Origin of the sequence: Martelella mangrovi, from assembly GCF_040545495.1 — a bacterium.
Lineage (GTDB): Bacteria > Pseudomonadota > Alphaproteobacteria > Rhizobiales > Rhizobiaceae > Martelella > Martelella mangrovi.
In genome coordinates this window covers 328,773-350,009 of the sequence record NZ_JBEPLY010000001.1, presented here as the reverse complement: position 1 = coordinate 350,009, position 21,237 = coordinate 328,773, and the positions used below count along the sequence as shown (strand labels likewise).

Below are 21,237 nucleotides of genomic sequence, written 5' to 3'. Positions count from 1 at the left end.
CAGCGCCAGACGATGCGCCGGCACCTGAAATTGCGAAACTGTGACGGTAGTGAATTCAGCCGGCCACCGACCGGTCATCCGGCGCCGCGCCGCAGGGGAGGCAACGGCACGGCGCCAGACCAGATCAGACCTTACTTGGCGAGGACGCCCTGAAGGTCGAGTTCCGCGTTGATGACCTCATCGGTGTTTTCAAGACCGGCCATGATGTCGGAATCACAGCTCGAAAGCACCTGGTTGAGACCATCGGCAGCGGCCTGGCGGATCGGCTTCCAGTTCGGCACGCTCGGGAAATAGCGTGCGGAAGAAGCGTAGAGATCAGCATAGGTCGCCCATGCCGGATCGGGCTGAACCTCTTTGGTATCCACGTTCTTGTTGACCGAAAGGCGGACAATGGCATTGTCGCCGGTGCCGGCAGCCATACCGGTTTCCTGCCCCTTTTCGGAGATCAGATATTCGATGAACTGCTTGGCTTCGTCCTCGTGGTCCGTGGTGACCATCACGAATGCCGCTTCGCCCTCTGCAAGCTCTGCCTGACCGGCAGGCCCGGCCGGCGGCGCCACGACCTCGAACTTGTCGCGGCCCGGCTCACGGACGAATGCCGCGATGTGATAGGGACCCGAGCGATAAATGCCCGCCTGACCGGAAGAAAACACAGGCGTCGCATCACCGGTGGTGGATGTGATCGCTGCCGGCTGGGCATAACCTTCGCAGATCATCTTGCGGGCAAAGCCGACGGCCTCCTCGACCTCGGGCGTTGCCATGGATGAGACATAGCCATCGCCCTCAGGCTGAAGAAACTGACCACCCGCCTGCCAGATCAGATCGGACATGAACCAGGAGGCATAACCGCGCGTGCTCGAAAGCGGCATGACATAGCCGTAGGTGTCATCGGCGCCGTTGCCATCCGGGTCTTCTTCGGTAAAGGCCTTGGCGAGGTTATAAAGTTCATCCCAGTTTTGCGGCACGTCATAACCAAGTTTTTCGCGCCAGTCCTTGCGGATAAAAACCGCGAACGCCTGCGCCGAGGTCGGAACGCCGTAGTAATTGCCGTCGGGCGCATGAACGCTGTTCCAGGCAACATCGTAAAGCTGATCGCCGCCGGTGATCGATTCCCGGTCGATCTGCTTGACGATGCCCATGTCCTGCAGCTGCCCCATGGAGGTTGCATCGTTGATGATCAGATCCGGGAGGCTTCCGCCTGCCGCTGCCCGCGCGAGGCGCGTTTCAAAATCGATATTGGCCAGAAACAGATCGACATCGACGCCCGTTTCAGCCGTAAAGCCATCGATGATGCGCTCGATCGTGGGGCGTTCGGCATCGCCGTAGCGCATCCAGACTTCCAGTGAATCGGCGGCATGGGCTGCCGAAGCGAGTGTTGTGCTTGCCAGCGCGAGAACTGCAAGCGCTCCTGTTTTCTTCATGGGAAACCTCCTCAAAGTTTTCATATCCCTGCACGCCTCCCGGACATTGCCTGAAGCGTATCCACGGCAGGTCTGCTCTGCTGAGCATGGCGGGACTATACGCACAGTTTTTCAGGTGAATCAAGAAAACGTTTAACTAAAATTTTCGCGTGATATAAATTGCCCGTAATGCTATAATGAACGCAAAATCGACCTGAGATAGCGTATTTTTCGCCAATTTGAGCGCGCCCTGCCTCTGAAGGTGAATGCAAAGCCGCTTCATTCTCAAAGAAATGTGAAAACTAGGAAAGCGTTTATCTCGCATGGGCCGCCAGAAAAGACCGACAATACGCGATGTTGCCGAAAAGGCCGGCGTATCCATTGCAACCGTTTCCAAATATGTGAACAGGCAGCAGTCTTTCTCTCAGGCCGTGGAAGACAAGTTGCGCAGCGCAATACAGGATCTGGGCTACAGCCAGAATCCGCTTGCCCGCTCGATGGTGACCGGCCGGACAACGGCAATCGGGCTTGCCGTCATGGATATCGCCAATCCGCACTACGCCAATGTTGTCAAAGGCGCCAATCGTGTCGCACTGGAAAACGGCTACAACCTTCTTGTCGTGGATATGGAGGAAAGCATTTCGGCAGCCCGGCCGCTGCTGGCCGCCCTCTCCCCGCGCACCGACGGGCTGATTGTCAGCGCGCGCGTTCCCCAGGATGTCGCCGACTGGCTCGCCGAACTCGACAAGCCGGTTGCCTTCCTCGGCCAGCCCGAACGCGATGACGTCACGACGGTCGGGACAGACAGCGTTCAGGTTGCATCCCTGCTGGCGCAGTTCCTCGTTCGGCAGGGGTTCAGCAAATTCGGCTATGTCGGCTATTCGCGCGCGGCCTGGAACGTTGAACGCCTGCGCGGCCTCAGGGAGGTTTTAGAGCCGGCCGGCCTGGAATTGCAGGTCTTTGATGTTGAAGAACCCACAAGCGAGGCCGGCGAAAGAGCGGCGGCGCGGGTTCTGCTGTGCCAGGACCGACCGGACGTCATCATCGGCTGCAACGACCTTGTCGCGATCGGCCTGATGAGCGAGGCGCGCGCGCTCGGCTTCAATGTGCCCGAAGACATCGCCTTCGCCGGCATCGATAACATTCCGACAAGCCGATATGTCACACCGCCACTGACAACAGTGGATGTCTGCAGCCAGATGACAGGCGAGGTCGTGATGAAACAGATGATGGCGATGATTGAAGACAAGCCCTGCCCCGAAGGCCTGGCCCCGGAACCGGCCCTGATCATCCGCGATTCGACCCGGCGCACGGTCAAATCAAAGCAATTGGCCAGATAGGCCTTCCCTGCATGCCGAGCGCTGTTGCGGTATGGCGCGCCGTCTACACCCCTCTTGTCCGCCCGCGCATCAGCATCACAAGAAACGGTGCGCCGATGAGCGAGGCGGCAAGGCCGGCCGGGATTTCGTAGGGAAAGATCACGATGCGGCCGGCCCAGTCGGCAAGCGTCATCAGTCCGCCGCCCAGAAGCGCCGCGCCGATGATCGTGTCGGCGGGCCGCCTGAGACCGAGAAGGCGCGCGGCGTGCGGCGCCATCAGCCCGACGAAACTGAGCGGTCCGACGCAAAGCGTCGCGGCGGCACTCATCAGCCCGGCAAGAAGCAGCAGCACGCTGCGCGCCCGCGTCACGTCGACGCCGCGCGCTGCGGCCACGGCATCGCCGAGCGGCAGAAAGACAAGCCAGCGCCGAAAGAGCAGCGCAAGCGGCAGGATGAGAGCAAGGACAAGTGCGGCAAGGCCAACCAGCGGAAAGTTTGCGCTATAGGTCGATCCGCTCAGCCAGCGCATCAGAAAGAGCGCGCGCGGATCGCCGCTTGCGCCGAGAAAGCCGATCACGGCGTCGGCCAGCGCCGTCAGGGCAATGCCGCCAAGCAGGACGCGCTCCGGCGCCAGTCCGGAACGCACCGCAAGCAGGAAAATGACGGCGATGACGGCAAGCGCGCCGGCGGCGGCCGTTGCAAACTGCGCGGCAAGCGGCAGCGTCGCGAAAATCAGCACGCCGGCCGTCACGCCAAGCGTTGCACCGGCGCCGATGCCGAGAATTTCGGGACTGGCCATCTCGTTGCCTGTCAGCCGTTGCAGGATGACGCCGGCAACCGCCAGCATCGCGCCTGCAAGAAAGGCCACCAGTATCCGCGGCACGCGTAACGGCGCGATGGCTGCAAAGAGATCGGGCGTCAGGATGGTGAAGGCGCCCGTTCCGTTGCGGCCAATGAACAGGGCGAGGACGAGAACGACAAGGCTGATGATGGCGGAAAGGCCAAGCCTGGTGCGCGCGCCGGGCTCGGTGCGCGAAGCGGCGGCCTCGGGCCGGCGATGGCGGATCTTGAGGCGCGACAACAGCGCAATCAGAAGCGGCGCGCCAAAGACGGCGGTGACCGCGCCGGTCGGCACAAGCCCGCCACCGCCTTGCGAAAACCACGCAACCGCATTGTCTGTGAGGAAAAGCAGTGCCGCGCCGATGACGGCGGACCAGATCAGGATTTCGACGGGGCGCCGCGCACCGGTCAGGCGGGCGAGCGTGGGGGCGACGAGACCGACAAAGCCGACAACGCCGACCGCGCTGGTGACGATCGCGGCAAACGCCACGGCAACTGCCATCGCCGCAAGACGCAGGAGATTGATGCTGACGCCGAGCGATTTCGCCCCCGCATCCCCAAGGTCGATCAGCGTCAGCGGGCGGACCAGAAGGGCGGTAAAGCCCGAAAGCACCGCGAATTTGACGGCAAGACCGAGCGGAACCTGCCAGCTCTGCTGGGCGAGCGAGCCCGCACCCCAGATGAAGAGACCGGCCAGATAGCGCTCGTTCAGAAGCAAAAGCACAGCCGAAAGCGCGCCGCACCACAGACCGACGATGAGGCCGGCAATCACCAGCGCAATCGGGGAGAAATTCTGTCGCGCGCCGATCACCAGCACGAGACCGGCAGCCGCCGCGGAGCCTGCGAGCGCAACGAGGTCACGGCCGAAACCGAGAAGCGCCGGGGCAAACAGCATGGCAAGCGCCAGTGCCAGCCCGCCGCCTGCGGACACGCCAAGCGTTGTCGGCGAGGCAAGCGGATTGCGCAGAACCTGCTGGAAGATGGCGCCGGAAAGCGCAAGGGCCGCACCGCAGACAAGTGCGGTGGCCATGCGGGGCAGGATGGCGTTCCAGAGCACCATCCTGCCGATATCGTAGCTGCCCCCGACAATGCTTTCTGCCGGGCTTTCTGCCGGCGCCGCGATCAGCCAGATGGCGATCGCCATGCCGAGACCACCGAGAAGAAGGCTGATGCCCACCGGTCCGAACTGTGCCCTGCTCATGCCCGCACCTCCATGGCCTCGGTCAGGAGCGTTGCAAAGCGGATGGCCTCGTTGACCATGCCGAACAGCAGCACGGGCGGAAGCATGACGCGACGCTCAGGCGCGACAAAAGGCAGCGCGCGCCAGAGCGGGCTATGCTCGAGGCGGGGAAGGATATCGTCGGCAAGCGGCTCGACGATGACGAGCCGGGTCGAAGGATCGCCTATGCGTGCAAGATCGGCAACGGAGACGGTCTCATAGCCCCAGTAATTGGCTTCTCCCTGCCAGGCATTCGCAAGGCCGAGCCGGCTCAGGACGGCGTCATAAAGCCCCGGACTGGAATAGACCCGGACATGGCGTTCATCGAGAAAGGAGATGACGGCGACGGGCGGCAAGGCGCGTTTTCCGAGCCGTTCGGCGCAATCGTCGAAGATTGCCTCAGCCTTTTCAAGGAAACTCTCCGCTTCGCCCGCACGATCAACGGTCTTGCCAAGAAGGCGCGTCGCGGCTGCGGCATTTTCCAGAACCGGCCCGCCCGAGGGTCCGTAGACATCAAGGCTGAGAACCGGGGCATAGGGCTCAAGCCGCGGCGTCAGGTGGGAGAGGAACGGCGTCGTCAGGATCAGGTCGGGCTTCAGCCCGGCGAGCACTTCGAAGCTGATTTCCCATGAGGAGCCGAGATCGGCGACGCCTTCCGGCATGGCCGGCGCGCCGACCCATTGCGCCCAACCGTCAAGCGAGGCAACGGCGGCAGGCGTCACGCCGAGGGCAAGCAATGTCGAGGCGCCGGCATAGTCGAGGCAGGCAATCGTTCGCGGCGTTGCCGCCCGCGACGAAAACGCCGGCGCCAGCAAGGCGGCCGGCAGCAGGGACAGGAGCGCGCGGCGCCTGATGATTGCGCGGCGCTTCGGTTCAGCGGACATAGGCAAGCGGCACAGACTGGCTCGGATGGGGCAGGACATCCATCTCGACGCCATAGATCTGGCGCAGCGTATCGCGATTGAGGAAGACGGATGGCGCGCCGTGGGCCACAAGCCGCCCCGCTTTCAGCGCACAGAGATGATCGGAAAACCTTGCCGCCATGTTGATGTCGTGCAGGACGATGATCACCGACAGGCCGTTTTCGTGCGAGAGCTTCCTGATGAGGCTCAGCACCTCGATCTGATGGGCGATGTCGAGCGCGGATGTCGGCTCGTCGAGCAGGAGACAGCGACTGTCCTGGGCAATCAGCATGGCGATCCAGGCGCGCTGGCGTTCTCCGCCGGAAAGCGTGTCGACCATCCGCTCCGCCATTGCGGCAAGCCCGGCCATGGCAAGTGCTGCCTCCACCTTGTTGCGGTCCGTCTCGCTGAAACGGCCGATGGCGCCATGCCAGGGGTAGCGGCCGCAGGCCACCAGCTCGCGCACCGTCATACCGGTGGCGCCGCCTGTATCCTGGGCAAGATAGGCGACGTTGCGGGCGAAATCGCGCGCTGCAATCGCCTCCACCGGCCCGCCATCAAAGAGAACGCGCCCGGCCGACGGGATTTGCTGACGCGCGAGAAGCTTCAGCAATGTCGACTTTCCAGACCCGTTGTGGCCGACCAGAGCGGAAACCGAACCCTTTGGAAAACGGATGGAGATGTCCGAAAGCAGCGGCCTGTCTTCGACCGAAAACGACAGGTTTTCGGTTTGAAAACCGGCATCTTGCGTCATCTGGGGCGTTAAACTGGCGGCAAAGTCCATCGGATCATCCTGAAACCAGGGCGGGCGGCTTGAAGCTTCCATAATAAAGATGATATTTACTTTCAAGTTTTTTACGTGACGCATCTGGCAACGTTGGACAGTTCTTCGGTGAAACACTTTCCGCGGATGGAAATCGATATTGAGGGATTTTCCGTTGTCGGCAGCCGGCATCATCGTTTTGGCGGCGATCTGGTCGCCGACCTCTGGGATGTCGATTGCAGCGCGATGGCGGGTGGCTATTACGTCAGCCGTGACCCACGCATCTTTGTTCTGCTTGAAACGCGGTCCGGCCCGCAAGGGGCCTTCACCATGTCGGAAGTCGGTGGACGCAAACTGCCGGATTGCGGCGTGCGCGCCCTGCATTTCATCCCCGCCGGCATGGAGATGCAGACCGAGCTGACCGCAGTACAAGGACTGCGCCATCTCGACCTTCATTTTGATGCCGGGACGCTGAGCCGCAGGCTGGGCAGTCGTTTTGACACGACCGCGCTGAGCGAGCCGCGCTTCATGCTGAACGATGAACGGCTGATCCAGATTGCCGGCCTTCTGGCTGCCGAACTTGCCGCGGAAAACCCGCTGCACGATCTCTATGGCGACGGGCTGATCAACGCGCTCCTGGTCGGGCTTCTCGGCGTGCCGCCGGACGAGCCGCGACCGCGCAGCAAGCTTGCCGACTGGCAGGTTCGACAGGTGACAGGACACATCGCCGCCCATTCCGCCCGGCGCATTCCGCTGGAGGAGCTTGCAGGCCTGATCGGACTTTCGGCTTCCTATTTCAGCCACGCGTTCAAGGCAAGCACCGGCCTTTCGCCCCAGCAGTGGCAGATGAACCACCGGATCGAGCGCATCAAGGATGAACTCAGAAATCCGACCATCCCGATCACGACGATTGCCGCTCAGGCCGGCTTCGCCGACACCGCACACTTCTCGCGCAGTTTCCGTCGCGTGACCGGCATGACACCTTCCCGCTGGCGGGCGGCCAACGGCATCGCCCCTGCGGCGGCGACCTGACCGCGCCACATTTTGAACCAAATCCGTTCTACTGCGAGCCGATTTGTGCAAGCGCCGGCTTTATACCTGAGTTAATGACTCACATTAATTCTCTCTAACACCGTACCGGCAGCGATCATGTCCCGAGTTTACCTTTCCGCCCGTCCCGTCTTCCTGCTCAAAACCAGCGCCGCCCTGGCTCTGCTGGCAACGGCCGTTCCGGCCCTCGCGCAGGATGCGCTCACAGTGCTGGAGCCTGTCGACGTCACGGTTGACGGCGGTGATGGAACCGGCCCGATCGACGGCTATGTCGCGCGCCAAACGCGGACCGGTTCCAAGAACGATACGCCGATTGCCGCGATACCGCAGTTCGTTTCGGTCATCGGTCGCGATGAACTGGACGACCGGGGCGCAAATGCCAAGGTCGATGAAGCGCTGCGTTATACCGCCGGCGTGTTCGCCCAGCCCTTCGGCGCCGATCAGGATACGGACTGGATCTATGTGCGCGGCTTCGATGCGAGCCAGACCGGCGTGTATCTCGACGGCCTGAACCTGTGGTCCTACGGCTTCGGCGGTTTCCAGATCGATTCGACGTTCCTGGAGCGCGTGGAAGTGCTGCAGGGCCCGGCCTCGGTGCTTTACGGCGGCTCCAATCCGGGCGGCATCGTCAATCTGGTATCGAAGCGACCGCAGCCGGAGAACTTCACCTACAGCGAAATCGGCATCAACAATTTCGGCAATGCCTATCTCGACCTCGATACCAACGGCACCAATGAAGACAACGGCATTTCCTGGCGCTTTACCGGCAAGGTTTCCGGCGGCGACCAATATGCCGACCAGTCGGAGGATTTTCGCGGCGTTCTGATGCCGCAGATCACATGGTCTGCGGATGATCAGACCGCGCTCAGCCTCTACGCCTATTATTCCTCGCTCGACCAGAATACCGGTTCGAACGGCTTCCTGCCCTATTACGGCACCGTCGAGCCGCAATATTTCGGCCGTATCCCGCGCGATGCCAATTACGGCGAGCCATCCACGGATGAAGGCCTGATCCAGCAGACGCTGGTCGGCTACGAATTCGAGCATACCTTTGACAGTGACTGGACCTTCACGTCGAACGCGCGCTACGGCCATGTCATGCGCAAGGAAAACCAGCCTTATCCCTACGGCTACTACGATCCGGCGACAGGCACCGGCTTTCTGACAAAGCCCGCCGCCGACGGCGCCTATCTGACCCGTCTTGGCTTCAACCACAAGACCACGGTCGACAGCTTTGCCGCCGACAACCGCCTGAACGGCAATGTCACCACCGGCATGTTCGATCACGACATCCTCGTCGGCCTGGATTACAAATATTACCAGCTCGACAGTGTGCAGGCATCATCGACCGCTACGCCGATCAGCGTCATCGATCCGGTTCATGGCGTGCCGCAGCCGGCCAACAGCGTCTATCTCGATCAGACGCTGACCCAGCAGCAGCTCGGCATCTACGCGCAGGACCAGATCCGTTTCGGCGGCGGTTTCATCGCCACCCTGAACGGCCGTTACGACTATGTGCATACCGATCTCGACGATCATCTCGGCAGTGTTTCCTACCGCTCGAACGACAACGCCGTCTCCGGCCGCGCAGGCCTGGCCTATGAATTCGAAAACGGCATCACGCCCTATGTCAGCGCCTCGACCTTCTTCAATCCGCTGATCGGCAACAGCATCGACGGACCGCTCGAGCCGGAAGATGGTTATCAGGTGGAAGGCGGGCTGAAGTATCAGCCGTTTGCCTTTGACGGCCTGTTCACCGCCTCGGTCTTCCACATCACCAAGAACAACTGGACGGTGACCGATCCGCTGACCTTCCTCGACAGCCAGGTCGGACAGGTCGATGCCGATGGCGTCGAATTCGAGGGCAAGGTCAATCTCAATGACGACTGGAAGCTGCTCGGTTCGTTCACCTGGCAGAGCCAGGAGATCAAGGACCATGCCGACCCGTCGCTGATTGGCAACGAGCCTTACCTGGTCCCCAATGTGACGGCTGCAGCATGGCTGACTTACACCGTGCCGGAGGGCGTGCTTGAAGGCCTCAGCCTTGGCGGCGGCATTCGTTTCGAGGGCGAAAGCTGGGCCGACATGGCCAACACCGAAAAGGTGCCAGCTTCAACGGTTTTCGATCTCAATGTTTCTTATGAGAGGAATGACTGGACCGCAGCGATCAACGTCGTCAACCTGTTCGACAAGGAATATGTCGCCGGTTGCCAGGGACTGAACGTCTGCGGCTACGGCCAGAGCCGCACCATCACCGCAAGCCTCGGCAAGAAGTGGTAGACCATCCTTGGTGCCGACAGCTGCACGCTCCGTGAGCAGGTTTCTGCAAAATACCTCCCTCGCCGGCAGAGCGGCCTCGCTGGACACGCCGTCATTTTGAGGTCATCAAACAAGCAGAGGAAATTTTTCCTGTCTTTGAGTCAGGCACCGGGGAGGATCGTATCTTATGGATCGCAATTTCGCTGGGAAGCTGCGGCTGAAGCAGTTGATGGTCGTCACGGCGCTCGCCGAAACGGGCAATATGCATCGTGCGGCAGAAACGCTGGGCATGACCCAGTCAACGGCGTCGAAGCTCCTGAAAGATCTCGAGGGACTGCTTGGCGCGACGCTTTTTGTGCGTGAACCGCGGGGCATGACGCCGACGGATATGGGCTATGACGTGGCCGATTTTTCGCGATCTGTCCTCGTCAGGATCGACCGCTTCTCAGAAGATTTTGAAGCGAAAATTTCCGGCGGCCACGGCCTTCTTGTGGTCGGCGCCATCATGGGCGCGGCGCCGGATCTGATTGCAAGTGCCGTGGCCGCCATGAAAGCGGAACGCCCGCGCCTGGTCATCAGGCTGCTTGGGGAGACCAGCGACCAGATCCTCGATATGCTCGAAGACGGCACAGTCGATGTTGCGGTCGGGCGCTTCAGCACACCGCGCCACTGGCAGCTTTTCGACTTCGAACCGCTCGGCGAAGAACCCTTGCGCCTTGTTGCCCGCGCCGGTCACCCGCTGGCCGATCGCGATGACGTTACTTTGCAGGAATTGCATGCGTGGCCATGGATCATGCAGCCCGGCAACAATCCGACCCGGCAGCTCCTCGACGGCGCCTTTGCCGAACATGGCCTCTGCGCACCGGTAAACTATGTCGAATCCGCCTCCATCTTTGCCATTCTGCAGCTTCTGCAAAGCAGCGACGCGGTTGCGGTTTTGCCGATTTCGGTGGTGCGCGACCACCTCAATGCACAGCTTCTCTCGGCCCTTCATGACCCGATCGGCAAGCAAATTCGCGGATTCGGCATTGCCCGCAGGCGCAACGAGGCGCTCTCGCCCAATGCCGAATCCTTTGTCGAGAAACTCCGCTCATTCGCCGCGTAAGCGGTTTCCCTCAGGCGCGGCCGACGCTCTGCCGCTGCGCGCCAAGCCCTTCGATACCAAGCTTCATCGTCTCGCCGCCGGACAGATAGACCGGTGGCTTCAGCCCCATGCCGACGCCCGGCGGGGTGCCGGTGGAGATGATATCGCCCGGCTGAAGTGACATGAACTGGCTGATATAGGAAACCAGATGGCGGACCCCGAAAACCATGGTGCGGGTGGAACCGTCCTGATAGCGTTTGCCGTCCACCTCCAGCCACATCTTCAGGTTCTGCGGATCGTCGATTTCGTCAGTGGTGACAAGCCAGGGGCCGATGGGACCGAACGTATCGGCGCTCTTTCCCTTCACCCACTGGCCCGAACGCTCGATCTGAAAGCCACGTTCCGAGATGTCATTGATGACGCAGTAACCGGCGACATGATCCATCGCCTCGTCTTCGGAGATGTAGACACCGCCCTTGCCGATCACGACGCCCAGCTCCACCTCCCAATCGCATTTGTCGGAGCCGCGCGGCACGAGAACCTCATCGAACGGACCGCAAATGGCGCTTGTCGCCTTCATGAACATCACTGGTTCAGCCGGAACCGCCATGCCGCTTTCAGCCGCGTGGTCGGCATAGTTGAGGCCGATGCAGATGAATTTGCCGACCTGCGCGACACAGGGTCCGATCCGCTCGTCTTCGAGAAGCGGCAAGGTCTGCGGATCGATTGCAGCAATCCGCGCCAGACCTTCGGGCGTGATTGCATCGCCGGCAATGTCGGCAATATGGGCTGAAAGATCGCGCGCCCTGCCCTCGGCATCAAGGATCGCCGGTTTCTCATGGCCGGACGGGCCTATTCTTAAAAGCTTCATGTCTTTTCTTCCGTTTGAGGGATCAATAGGTCGCGCGGCCACCGGAGAGATCGAACACGCCACCGGTTGTGAAGCTATTGTCTTCGGAGGCGAGCCAGACAATCATCGCAGCCGCTTCATCGACCTCCAGAAAACGCCCGCGCGGGATTTTCGACAGCATGTAGTCGATATGTTCCTGCGTCATCTGATCGAAAATACGGGTTCGCGCCGCTGCGGGCGTGACGCAGTTGACGGAAATATTGCTGCCTGCCGTTTCCTTGCCCAGCGATTTGGTCAGCGCGATAACCCCGGCCTTGGAGGTGGAGTAGGCGCAGGCATTGGGATTGCCCTCCTTGCCGGCGATCGATGCCACATTGACGATGCGCCCGTAACCCCGTTCGATCATGCCGGAAACAATGGTGCGGTTCAGGTAGAAAACGCCGTTCAGATTGATGTCCATCACCCGCAGCCATTCCTGCGGATCATAGTCACGGACCGGCGCATTGGCACCGGCAATGCCGGCACAGGCGATCAGCACGTCAATGCCGCCGAGTGCTTCCTCTGTATCCCGCGTCACCTTTTCCACGGCGGAAAGATCGCGTTGATCGACCAGCCGGAAATCACAGCCGAGTTCGCCGGCCGCTTTCTTGCCAACGGCTTCGTCCATATCCCAGATCGAGACTTTCGCGCCGCCGGCGATCATCCTCTTTGCGACGGCCAGTCCGATACCCTGCGCACCGCCGGTGATGACCGCAACGCGGTCTTTCAGATCGATATTGTTCATGAACTCCTCCTTGAAGATAATTTCCACAGTCAGCGCGTCAGAAAATTCGGGATGAAAAGCGTGATCTGCGGCAGATAGGTGATGGCGATGAGCCCGGCCAGAATGATGCCGAAATACGGCAGGAAGGGCCTCAGGACTCTGGCGTAACTGACATTGGCAATCCGGCAGGCCAGAAGCAGGATGATGGCCACCGGCGGGGTTATGGAACCAAGCAGAACGCTGATGATCGTGACGATGGCAAAATGGATCGGATCGATCCCGTAGGCCGCGCCGATGGGCGCCAGCATCGGCGTCACCAGAATAAGCGCCGAAATGGTTTCAACGAACATGCCGAGGGCGAGCAGCGCGACTACGATCAGACCGAGCGCGATAAATCTGTTGTCGGTCAGCGACGTCAGGGCGGCAGCAAGCTGTGCGGGAAATCCCTCGCGGGCGATGATCCATGAGAAAAGTGCAGCACCGCCGAGAATGATCAGGATCGATGACGTCGCAATCGCGGATTCACGGAAGAAGTGCCACGTATTTGTGAAACGGAGCTGGCCCGTAAAAACACCGTAGATCAGGGCATAGATCACCGCCAGAATACCGGCCTCGGTGGCCGTGAAAATACCTGACTGAATGCCGCCGATGATCAGCAGCGGAAGGACAAGTGCGGGCGCAGCCTGTTTCAGGCTCACGAGAATTTCCGAGAACCCGGCTCGTTCGTGCCGCTTGCCGCCCAGCTCATCGGCCTTCCACCATGTGAAGGCCATCAGCAGGCCGGCGATCACCAGGCCGGGCAGGATACCGGCCAGAAACAGCGTGCCGATCGAAAGCCCGGTCATGGCACCATAAAGCACCATCAGCAGGCTTGGCGGAATAATCGGACCAAGAATGGCCGATGCGGCCGTGATGACCACCGCCGATTCAGGCTTGTAGCCCTCACGTTTCATCGCCGGCAGAAGCATGGAGCCTATTGCGGCGACATCAGCCGCGGCCGAACCGGAAATGCCGGAAAACATCAGGCTGGTCAGAATATTGACCTGTCCCAGCCCGCCCCGGATATGGCCGACCAGCGCCGTGGCGAAACGGACGATTGCATGGGTAATACCGGAGACATTCATCAGATTGCCGGCCAGAATGAACAGCGGAATAGCGAGAAGCGGAAAACTGTCGAGCGACGAGAAAAAGCGCTGCGGCAGGATCAGCAAGGGAACGCCCGGCCAGCCGACAATGATGGCAACCGCGGACAATCCCATCGCAAAGGAGATCGGAACGCCGATAATCAGAAGCACGATGAAGACGGCGAACAGCAAAAGCACAGTCACGTTTCGTCTCCTTCATCACCGCTGACGCGGACGGGCAGAAACGAATGGCCGGGTCTGATCAGCAGGGCGATGACGCCCAGCGCAGCCCCGATCGGGATGGGTGCATACATCCACGCTCTGGAAAGCCCCAGCGTGGGAGACGAAAACGCTGCCGAACGCGCTGTGAAAAGGTAACCCTGCCAGGCCAGAACCAGCAGAAAAACGATGCCCAAGGCGGAGGCGAGCCGACCGCGCCAGAATTCCATATCCGCGGACAGCGAAATCACATCCACAATGATCTCTTCGCGGTAATAAAGCACCACCGGAAGCCCCAGCATCACCGACCAGACGAGAAGAATCCGCACGACTTCCTCCGTCCAGAAGAAGCTCGGCCCGGGTGCAAACCGGTCGACCACCTGCAGGAAGACGAGAAACATCATCACAGCGAAGACGATGACCATCAACACAGCGATTGCGTTGATGGCCAGATCGGCAACGCGACGCGGGGCAGAACCCCGCTTGCGCATCGTCATTGTCACTCTCCGCCGGCTGCCCGTATGGCCGCGACAACATCGGTGGCATTGGCCTTTTCGGCGAAGCTGTCCTGAACCGGGACAAGTGCGGCGCGGAAAGGCGCGAGATCGAACTCGTTGATGGCAAGACCGGTCTCGGCAAGTTTGTCGAACCATGCGGCTTCGCGCTCGGGCGATTCCTGGCGCTGAAGAACGGCAACCTCCTCGGCGGCAGTCAGCACAACGTCGCGCTGGTCGTCGGGAAGGCTATCGAGAAATGCGCGATTGCAGCAGAACGAGCCGTCGAACAGAATATGGCGCGTCATGTTGAGGTTGTCGGTCACCTCATACATTTTCTGGATATAGCCGACCTCGGGCGTGCCCTCCATTGCGGAAACGACGCCGGTCTGAAGCGCTGTATAGATTTCCGGCGAAGGGATCGGTGTCGGCTGCGCATTCAGCGCCCGGAACGTTTCGATAAAGACGGGGCTTTCCGGAACGCGGATCTTGATACCGTCAAAGGCGGCGGGCGTGTCGAGCACCTTGCCCTTGGAATAGGTGTCGCGATAGCCGGCAAGGATCCAGTTCATGACGACAAGGCCGGTCGCCTGTTCAAGTTCCTCGGAAAGTCCCGTTCCGATATCGCCGGTCACGACATTGGTCCAGTGTTCGCGTCCGTCATAAAGATAGGGCAGCGTCAGCACACCGAAGGCCGGGACATAGTTGGCGTAAAGCCCGCTTTCGCCATAGCCCATTTCCAGCGTGCCCAGCTGGACAGATTCGATGATCTCCCTTTGCCCGCCCATCTGGCCGGAGGGAACGACAACGACCTTGAGCGCCCCATTGGTTCGTTCATCGACAAGCTCGGCAAATCGTGTCGCAGCGATGTGCTGTTCGGATGTCTCGGGCAGATGATGCGCCAGACGAATGGTCGTCTGGGCAGACGCCCGGCTTCCCATGGCCGCGGCTGCGGCAAGACCTGCGGTCAGTTTGCCGAACGTACGGCGGTTCATCATCGACATGGGTAATCTCCTCCTCTGTTACCCCGTGCATAAAATTCCGCATGCCCGATCTATGGCAGGGCAACGGTCCTCACTCAGTGCGTATATGGCCTTTCGAGGGTGATATCCTGCGAAAGCTTCACGCCGAAGCCCGGTTTGTCCAGTGCCGAGATTTTCAGCCTGCCGTCGACCGGAACCGGTTCACCTTCGAGCATCGGCGTGAACATCGGAACGACCTTGTCCGCTGCCGGCGCCATCATCAGAAATTCGGCAAAGGGGCTGTTCTGGCGGGTGCAGACGAAGTGATAGCTGTAGACACTCGATCCATGCGGGACAACCAGCTTTCCGTGGGCATCGGCGAGCGACGAGATTTTCAAAAGCTCGGTCAGGCCCCCGCACCAGCCGACATCGGGCTGGATCAGGTCGCAGCAGTCCATCTCCATCAAAAGCCGGAAGCCCCATCGGGTGGCTTCATGTTCGCCCGTGGTCACCATCATGCCGCGCGGAACGTCCCTCTTCAGCTCCGCATACCCCCAGTAATCGTCCGGCGGCAGGGCCTCCTCAATCCATTTGAGCCCGAATTCGTGGGCGGCATTGGCCAGCTTGGTCGCATAATTGACATCCAGACTCATCCAGCAATCGAACATCAGCCAGAAATCATCGCCCACGGCATTGCGCATCTCACCGAGCCGCTGCAGTTCCGCGTGGACGCCTTCGGCGCCCTGCGCCGGGCCATGGCGCACGGCCATCTTGCCGCCGATGAAGCCCATTTGCTTTGCCAGATCAGGCCGGGCGCCCGTGGCATAAAAGCGGATCTCGTCGCGCACGGCACCGCCGATCATGGCGTGCACCGGCTCCTGCCGGACCTGCCCCAACAGGTCCCACAATGCCAGATCGACGCCCGAGATCGCGTTCAGGACGATGCCGCGCCGCCCGTAATAGAGCGTCGCATTGTACATCTGGTCCCACATCAGCTCGATGTCGGTAACCTTGCGGCCTTCGAGAAACCGCGCGAGATGGCGCTCGATGATGAAGGCAGCCGGCTCTCCGCCGGTTGTCACCGCAAACCCGTAATGTCCGCCATCCGTCTCGATCTCGACGACGACGGTCCCCAGTACATTGATGCCGAAAGACTGACGGCTTTTGCGATAGGCGGGATATTTCGACATCGGCGTCGAAATATTGTCGTCGATCCAGTGCCCTTCGCTTTGATCGTGATAATCAGCGCCGCCGCCGCGCACCACAGATGCCCGAACCTGCCTGATAACAGCAGTTCCCATAGGTTCCTCCGATTTCCTCCGCAGCTTTGAGGCGTGTGTGACACGCTGCTGCCTCGAAAGCATCGTTAGCGCGCGAAAAACATTCCGAAAAATGAATTAATTGCCATGAATGATCGCAAAACACGATCGGTCGCCGTTCATCGCTTTTACCCCCGGAAGTCGATGCGCGCGATAATTCAACCGGTAATAGATCGAGAAACGCGATCAGTTGACATAATCTTTTCATCAGATCAGCATCATTCGGCAAATGACATTCATCAGGCTTTGTGCTTGTCTTTCCGCGCAGCTGACATGGCACGGAGGAGGAATTCCGGTGCCTGACAGTGCAGATTAATTCGGGAGGAATAGTATGAAGAGGCGCACTTTCATCGCCGCTGTGGCTACGGCTGCGGCAGCGCTGACCAGCATGAGCAGCGTTCAGGCCGCAGATTATCCATCAAGACCGATCCAGATGATCGTGCCCTGGGGCGCCGGCGGCGGCACCGATGCCGTCGGACGGATTATTGCATCGGTCATGCAGGAAGATCTGGGCGTGCCGGTCAATGTCGTGAACCGCACCGGCGGGTCCGGCGTGGTCGGTCACTCGGCGATCGCCACAGCCAAGCCGGATGGTTACACGATCGGGATTGCCACCGTTGAAATCGGCATGCTCCACTGGCAGGGGCTGACGGACATGTCCTACAAGGATTTCGACATTCTCGGCATCGTCAATCAGGATCCCGCCGGCATCAGCGTTTCGTCCAGTTCGGACTTCGACACCGCAGCCGGCCTTATGGAGGCCATCAAGAGCCAGCCTGCGGGAACCTTCAAGGCCTCGGGTACGGCGCAGGGCGGCATCTGGCATATTGCGCTTGCCGGCCTGATGCTTGACCAAGGCCTGCCGGCCGATCAGGTCACATGGGTTCCCAGCAAAGGCTCCGCTCCGGCCCTTACCGACATGGTGGCAGGCGGCGTCGATATGGTGACGTCCTCGCTCGGCGAGGGTGAGGCCATGATCCGGGCTGATCGGGTCAAGGCACTGGCGACGATGTCAAAGGACCGCCTGCCGACATTCCCGGATGTGCCGACGCTGAAAGAGGCAATCGGATCGGACTGGACGATGGCCGCATGGCGTGGCGTCTTCGCGCCGGCAGGCCTGCCGGACGATGTCAATGCCCGCCTCTCCGAAGCAGTCGAGAAGGCCTATAACAGCGCCGAATACAAGTCGTTCATGGAAGGGCGCGGCCAGGGCATGGTCTGGATGTCCGGACAGGAAGCGATCGACTTTGTTGCCAATTCCGATGCTTCGCTCGGAAAGGTCATGAAAGCCGCCGGTCTCACGGCAGAATGATCTGTTCTCAACCGGCAATGTTCGGGCGCGGAGCATATCCGCGCCCCTCATCGGAGACCCGCTTATGAAAGCCAATACATTCCTGCTCGGGCTGGTCATGCTCTTTGCCGGACTGGCTGTGTTCGCCTCTTCCTGGCTGTTTTCTCCATTGCCGAACCAGTCCTATGGTTCCGACACGATGCCCCGCCTTGTTGGATGTCTCGGCATTGTCATAGCCTGTGCTCTGATCATCGAAGCACGATATCAAGGGCAGCGGGCCCCACGCCTCGAAATTCTGGAATGGCTCCGGGATCCGCGCCGTGTTGCCGGCATGTTGGCCACCATTGCCGGGGTGCTGGCCTATGTTCTGCTTTCCGATCAGCTCGGCTTTCCGGGTGTGGCATTTCCACTGGTCTTTGCGCTGATGGTGCTCGCCGGGACACGCGTGGTCGTTGCCCTGCCGGCGGCAGCCATGGCGGTTGTCGTGGTCTACCTGATTTTCGGGCGATTGCTGATGGTGCCCCTTCCGGGCCCGGATTTTCTTTACTTCTAGTATGATAGCGGCAGGTTTGGCCGCCAGGAAGGTGTGTGATGTCGGTCTATCTTGATGCGATCGCACTGGTATTTCAGCCCAATGTGCTGATGGTGATACTGGCTTCGGCCGTCTTCGGAATGTTTGTGGGATGCATTCCCGGGCTGACGGCAACCATGGCGACCGCCCTTCTGGTCCCCCTCACCTTTTTCATGGACCCCATCCCGGCGCTGGCATCGATTGTCACGGCAACGGCCATGGCGATCTTTTCAGGTGACATTTCCGGCACGCTTTTACGGATGCCAGGCACGCCGGCTTCAGCGGCCTATGTGGAAGATGCCTACAAGATGACCCAGCAGGGGCGCAGCAATGAAGCGCTCGGCGCCTGTCTGGTGTTTTCGGTCATCGGCGGCATTTTCGGAACGATCGTCCTGGCAATCGCAGCGCCGCAACTGGCCGAAGTCGCCCTGAAATTCTCGTCTTTCGAATATTTCTGGCTGGTCTTGCTCGGCCTGTCCTGCGCCGTCTTCGTTGCTCCTGGTTCGGCCACGCTTGGTCTTGTCTCGCTGTTTGTAGGCCTTGTCGCCGCCCTGATCGGACAGAACAATCCGACGGCGGAAGCGCGCTACACCTTCGGCTCCATCGAACTTCTGGCGGGCATTCAGTTCATCCCGGCGATGATCGGGCTTTTCGCTATGGCGGAAGTTATCCGCTTTTATGTGCATCCGGGAAAAGCGCGGCAACCGCCACGGGTTCGCGGGCATATCATACGGCCGCAACTGAAAAACCTGAGACGTTACAAGTTTCAGGTCTTGAGAGGCGCTTCGCTTGGCACCGCAATCGGCGCTCTGCCGGGTGCGGGCGCGGATATCGCGGCCTGGATCTCGTATGCGGTCTCCAAAAAGATGTCACGCCAGCCCGACAAGTATGGCAAGGGCCATGTCGAAGGGATCGTTGAAGCCGGTTCCTCCAACAACGGCGCTGTTTCGGGAGCATGGATACCGGCCCTCGTCTTCGGCATACCCGGCGATTCCATCACAGCCATCGTGATCGGCGTTTTGTATGTGAAGGGCATCAATCCCGGCCCGACAATCTTCCTGTTCCAGCCGGAAATGATCTACGCGGTCTTTCTGGTGTTCTTTCTCGCCAATCTGGTGATGCTGCCCCTTGGATGGATCGCCATCCGTGCGGCCAGTCAGGTTCTGTCGGTTCCGCAGAAGATACTGATGCCCATCATTCTGCTGTTCTGCATTACCGGTGCCTTCGCGATCAATAACTCCGTTGCCGGCATTCTCATCATGCTGGTGTTCGGTCTGATCGGCTTCGTCATGGAAGAAAACGATATTCCCATCGCCCCAGCCATTCTCGGCATTGTGCTGGGACCGATGCTGGAAGATAATTTCGTTACCTCAATGATCAAGAGCGATGGCAATCTCTTCAGTTTCTTCGAGCGCCCCATCGCCGCCGGTCTCGGCGTCGCAGTAATAGCAATCTGGTTTCTCCCATTGCTGATGCGCCGCCTCAAACGCAATTCCACATCGGAGACATAGGACATATGGCTAAACCGGATATTCTTCTGATGGGGCCGCCGGCCAGCACAAACATGATCCCGCTTCTCGAGGACGATTTTACCGTGCACCGGTACTGGGAAGCAGAAGATAAACCAGAGCTCCTTCGCACACTCGCTCCGAACCTTCGCTATGTTGCCACAACCGGCCATCAGGGCCCGGATGCCAATGTCATTCAGGCACTGCCCAATCTGGAGCTCATTGCCTCATTCGGCGTCGGTTATGACGGGATTGACGTTGATGCGGCACGTGCCGCCGGCATCCGTGTCACGAACACGCCGGACGTTTTGAACGATTGCATGGCCGAAATCACGCTTGGCCTGATGCTGTCGCTCGTGCGCGATCTGCCTCAGGCCGACCGATATGTGCGGGAGGGCCGATGGGCTCACGCCAACTATCCCATGCAGGATGAGCTTTCCGGACGGACTGCCGGCATTCTGGGCCTCGGGCGGATCGGCAAGGAAATCGCAAGACGGCTGCAGGCTTTCAGAATGCAGGTGGTCTATCACGGCAGGAACCGACAGCCTTATGAGCCCTACCCCTTCTATTCCAGCCTGAAGGAAATGGCGGAAGCCTGTGACTGGCTGATCGTGATCGCACCGGGTTCCGACAGCACAAGGCATCTCGTCAACGCCGAGATACTCCGGTCACTTGGTCGCGACGGCTGGCTGGTCAATGTCGGTCGGGGGTCTCTGGTCGATGAAGACGCACTGGTAGCAGCACTTCAAAACAAGCAGATCCGTGGCGCGGCTCTCGATGTCTTCGAGAATGAACCCAATCCGCATCCGGGCCTGCTGTCTCTGGAAAATGTCGTACTGTCCCCCCACGCCGGAAGCGCCACAAACCGTACGCGCGACCGCATGGCCGAAACCGTCGCAAAAAACCTGAAGGCCCATCTGCGCGGAGATCCGTTGCCAAATGCCGTTGTGTAATGAAGTTGCCTGTGCCGATGGCTGAGATTTGCCGCAACACCCGGGGGCGGCTGAGGCCTTTCAGCTTGAAGGGTACGGAAAAATGCCTTGAATGCGGCAGCGCGCTCAGCCGTGCTTGACCACCGGACGGATGCGGTCGCCGGCTTCTATCACCAGCGGATCGAAACCAGTGTCGGGTTTTTCCAGCATCTCGAAAAGCTGGGTGCGCATGCGCGGCTCCCAGAATTTGCTGATGTGATCGGCCACCCCGGCGACCGCTTCTTCATGCGGGCGGGTGCGGAAAAAGGCCGCGATCTGGTTTGCCATATAGGTGAGCTTTTCAGGTGCCATTTGCCATGTCCTCCACA

The 21,237-nt window shown here is 60.3% G+C and carries 19 protein-coding genes; 8 read left to right on the top strand and 11 right to left on the bottom strand.

Annotation, left to right across the window (positions count from 1 at the left end; genetic code table 11):
• Positions 1-131 precede the first annotated feature (131 nt).
• A complete protein-coding gene (locus tag ABID12_RS01675) occupies positions 132-1,421 on the bottom strand; it encodes an ABC transporter substrate-binding protein (RefSeq protein WP_319518180.1) in 1,290 nt (429 codons plus the stop codon).
• Positions 1,422-1,723: 302 nt separating this feature from the next.
• On the opposite strand from ABID12_RS01675, the gene ABID12_RS01670 reads away from it, so the two are divergent.
• Complete coding sequence (locus ABID12_RS01670) at positions 1,724-2,740, top strand: LacI family DNA-binding transcriptional regulator (protein WP_354432842.1); 1,017 nt, start codon at positions 1,724-1,726, stop codon at positions 2,738-2,740.
• Between the two features lie 43 nt (positions 2,741-2,783).
• On the opposite strand, the gene fhuB is transcribed toward ABID12_RS01670, so the two are convergent.
• From fhuB to ABID12_RS01655, 3 genes are read right to left on the bottom strand one after another with little or no spacing between them, the layout of a single operon-like run.
• A complete protein-coding gene (gene fhuB, locus ABID12_RS01665) occupies positions 2,784-4,760 on the bottom strand; it encodes a Fe(3+)-hydroxamate ABC transporter permease FhuB (protein WP_354432841.1) in 1,977 nt (658 codons plus the stop codon).
• On the bottom strand, positions 4,757-5,662 hold the full coding sequence (locus ABID12_RS01660) for an iron-siderophore ABC transporter substrate-binding protein (RefSeq protein WP_354432840.1): 906 nt from the start codon (positions 5,660-5,662) through the stop codon (positions 4,757-4,759). Before ABID12_RS01660 ends, fhuB begins: the two co-directional genes overlap by 4 nt.
• Positions 5,652-6,464, bottom strand: coding sequence for an ATP-binding cassette domain-containing protein (locus tag ABID12_RS01655; RefSeq protein WP_435528141.1), 813 nt, complete (start codon positions 6,462-6,464; stop codon positions 5,652-5,654). The genes ABID12_RS01660 and ABID12_RS01655 overlap by 11 nt, the downstream gene beginning before the upstream one ends.
• 126 nt (positions 6,465-6,590) lie before the next feature.
• Here ABID12_RS01655 and ABID12_RS01650 point away from each other — a divergent pair, with 126 nt between their 5' ends.
• The 3 genes from ABID12_RS01650 to ABID12_RS01640 all read left to right on the top strand — a co-directional run bounded on the left by ABID12_RS01650 (position 6,591) and on the right by ABID12_RS01640 (position 10,857).
• Positions 6,591-7,475, top strand: coding sequence for a helix-turn-helix transcriptional regulator (locus ABID12_RS01650; protein WP_354432839.1), 885 nt, complete (start codon positions 6,591-6,593; stop codon positions 7,473-7,475).
• A 117-nt stretch (positions 7,476-7,592) separates the two neighbouring features.
• Positions 7,593-9,773 carry a TonB-dependent siderophore receptor gene (locus ABID12_RS01645; protein ID WP_354432838.1) on the top strand — a complete coding sequence of 727 codons (2,181 nt, stop codon included), beginning with the start codon at positions 7,593-7,595 and terminating at the stop codon, positions 9,771-9,773.
• A gap of 166 nt (positions 9,774-9,939) precedes the next feature.
• Complete coding sequence (locus tag ABID12_RS01640; RefSeq protein ID WP_354432837.1) at positions 9,940-10,857, top strand: LysR family transcriptional regulator; 918 nt, start codon at positions 9,940-9,942, stop codon at positions 10,855-10,857.
• A gap of 10 nt (positions 10,858-10,867) precedes the next feature.
• Here ABID12_RS01640 and ABID12_RS01635 read toward each other — a convergent pair whose 3' ends face one another.
• The 6 genes from ABID12_RS01635 to rhmD all read right to left on the bottom strand — a co-directional run bounded on the left by ABID12_RS01635 (position 10,868) and on the right by rhmD (position 16,549).
• Entirely contained in the window at positions 10,868-11,707 is an 840-nt protein-coding gene (locus ABID12_RS01635) for a fumarylacetoacetate hydrolase family protein (protein ID WP_354432836.1), read from the bottom strand.
• A 22-nt stretch (positions 11,708-11,729) separates the two neighbouring features.
• Entirely contained in the window at positions 11,730-12,470 is a 741-nt protein-coding gene (locus tag ABID12_RS01630; RefSeq protein WP_354432835.1) for an SDR family NAD(P)-dependent oxidoreductase, read from the bottom strand.
• Positions 12,471-12,499: 29 nt separating this feature from the next.
• Entirely contained in the window at positions 12,500-13,777 is a 1,278-nt protein-coding gene (locus ABID12_RS01625) for a TRAP transporter large permease (protein ID WP_354432834.1), read from the bottom strand.
• The gene (locus ABID12_RS01620; protein WP_354432833.1) at positions 13,774-14,289 is read right to left on the bottom strand and encodes a TRAP transporter small permease; all 516 of its coding nucleotides are present in this window, start codon (positions 14,287-14,289) and stop codon (positions 13,774-13,776) included. The genes ABID12_RS01625 and ABID12_RS01620 overlap by 4 nt, the downstream gene beginning before the upstream one ends.
• A gap of 2 nt (positions 14,290-14,291) precedes the next feature.
• The gene (locus ABID12_RS01615) at positions 14,292-15,290 is read right to left on the bottom strand and encodes a TRAP transporter substrate-binding protein (RefSeq protein WP_354432832.1); all 999 of its coding nucleotides are present in this window, start codon (positions 15,288-15,290) and stop codon (positions 14,292-14,294) included.
• Positions 15,291-15,364: 74 nt separating this feature from the next.
• Positions 15,365-16,549, bottom strand: coding sequence for an L-rhamnonate dehydratase (rhmD, locus tag ABID12_RS01610; RefSeq protein WP_354432831.1), 1,185 nt, complete (start codon positions 16,547-16,549; stop codon positions 15,365-15,367).
• Between the two features lie 349 nt (positions 16,550-16,898).
• On the opposite strand from rhmD, the gene ABID12_RS01605 reads away from it, so the two are divergent.
• From ABID12_RS01605 to ABID12_RS01590, 4 genes are all read left to right on the top strand, one after another.
• A complete protein-coding gene (locus ABID12_RS01605) occupies positions 16,899-17,879 on the top strand; it encodes a tripartite tricarboxylate transporter substrate binding protein (protein ID WP_354432830.1) in 981 nt (326 codons plus the stop codon).
• 64 nt (positions 17,880-17,943) lie between these two features.
• Complete coding sequence (locus ABID12_RS01600) at positions 17,944-18,411, top strand: tripartite tricarboxylate transporter TctB family protein (protein ID WP_354432829.1); 468 nt, start codon at positions 17,944-17,946, stop codon at positions 18,409-18,411.
• Positions 18,412-18,449: 38 nt separating this feature from the next.
• Positions 18,450-19,940 (top strand): tripartite tricarboxylate transporter permease, encoded by a 1,491-nt coding sequence (locus ABID12_RS01595; protein ID WP_354432828.1) that lies wholly within the window; start codon positions 18,450-18,452, stop codon positions 19,938-19,940.
• Between the two features lie 5 nt (positions 19,941-19,945).
• On the top strand, positions 19,946-20,890 hold the full coding sequence (locus ABID12_RS01590) for a 2-hydroxyacid dehydrogenase (protein WP_354432827.1): 945 nt from the start codon (positions 19,946-19,948) through the stop codon (positions 20,888-20,890).
• 105 nt (positions 20,891-20,995) lie between these two features.
• Here ABID12_RS01590 and ABID12_RS01585 read toward each other — a convergent pair whose 3' ends face one another.
• Positions 20,996-21,220, bottom strand: coding sequence for a formate dehydrogenase subunit delta (locus ABID12_RS01585; RefSeq protein WP_354432826.1), 225 nt, complete (start codon positions 21,218-21,220; stop codon positions 20,996-20,998).
• Positions 21,221-21,237: the final 17 nt, after the last annotated feature.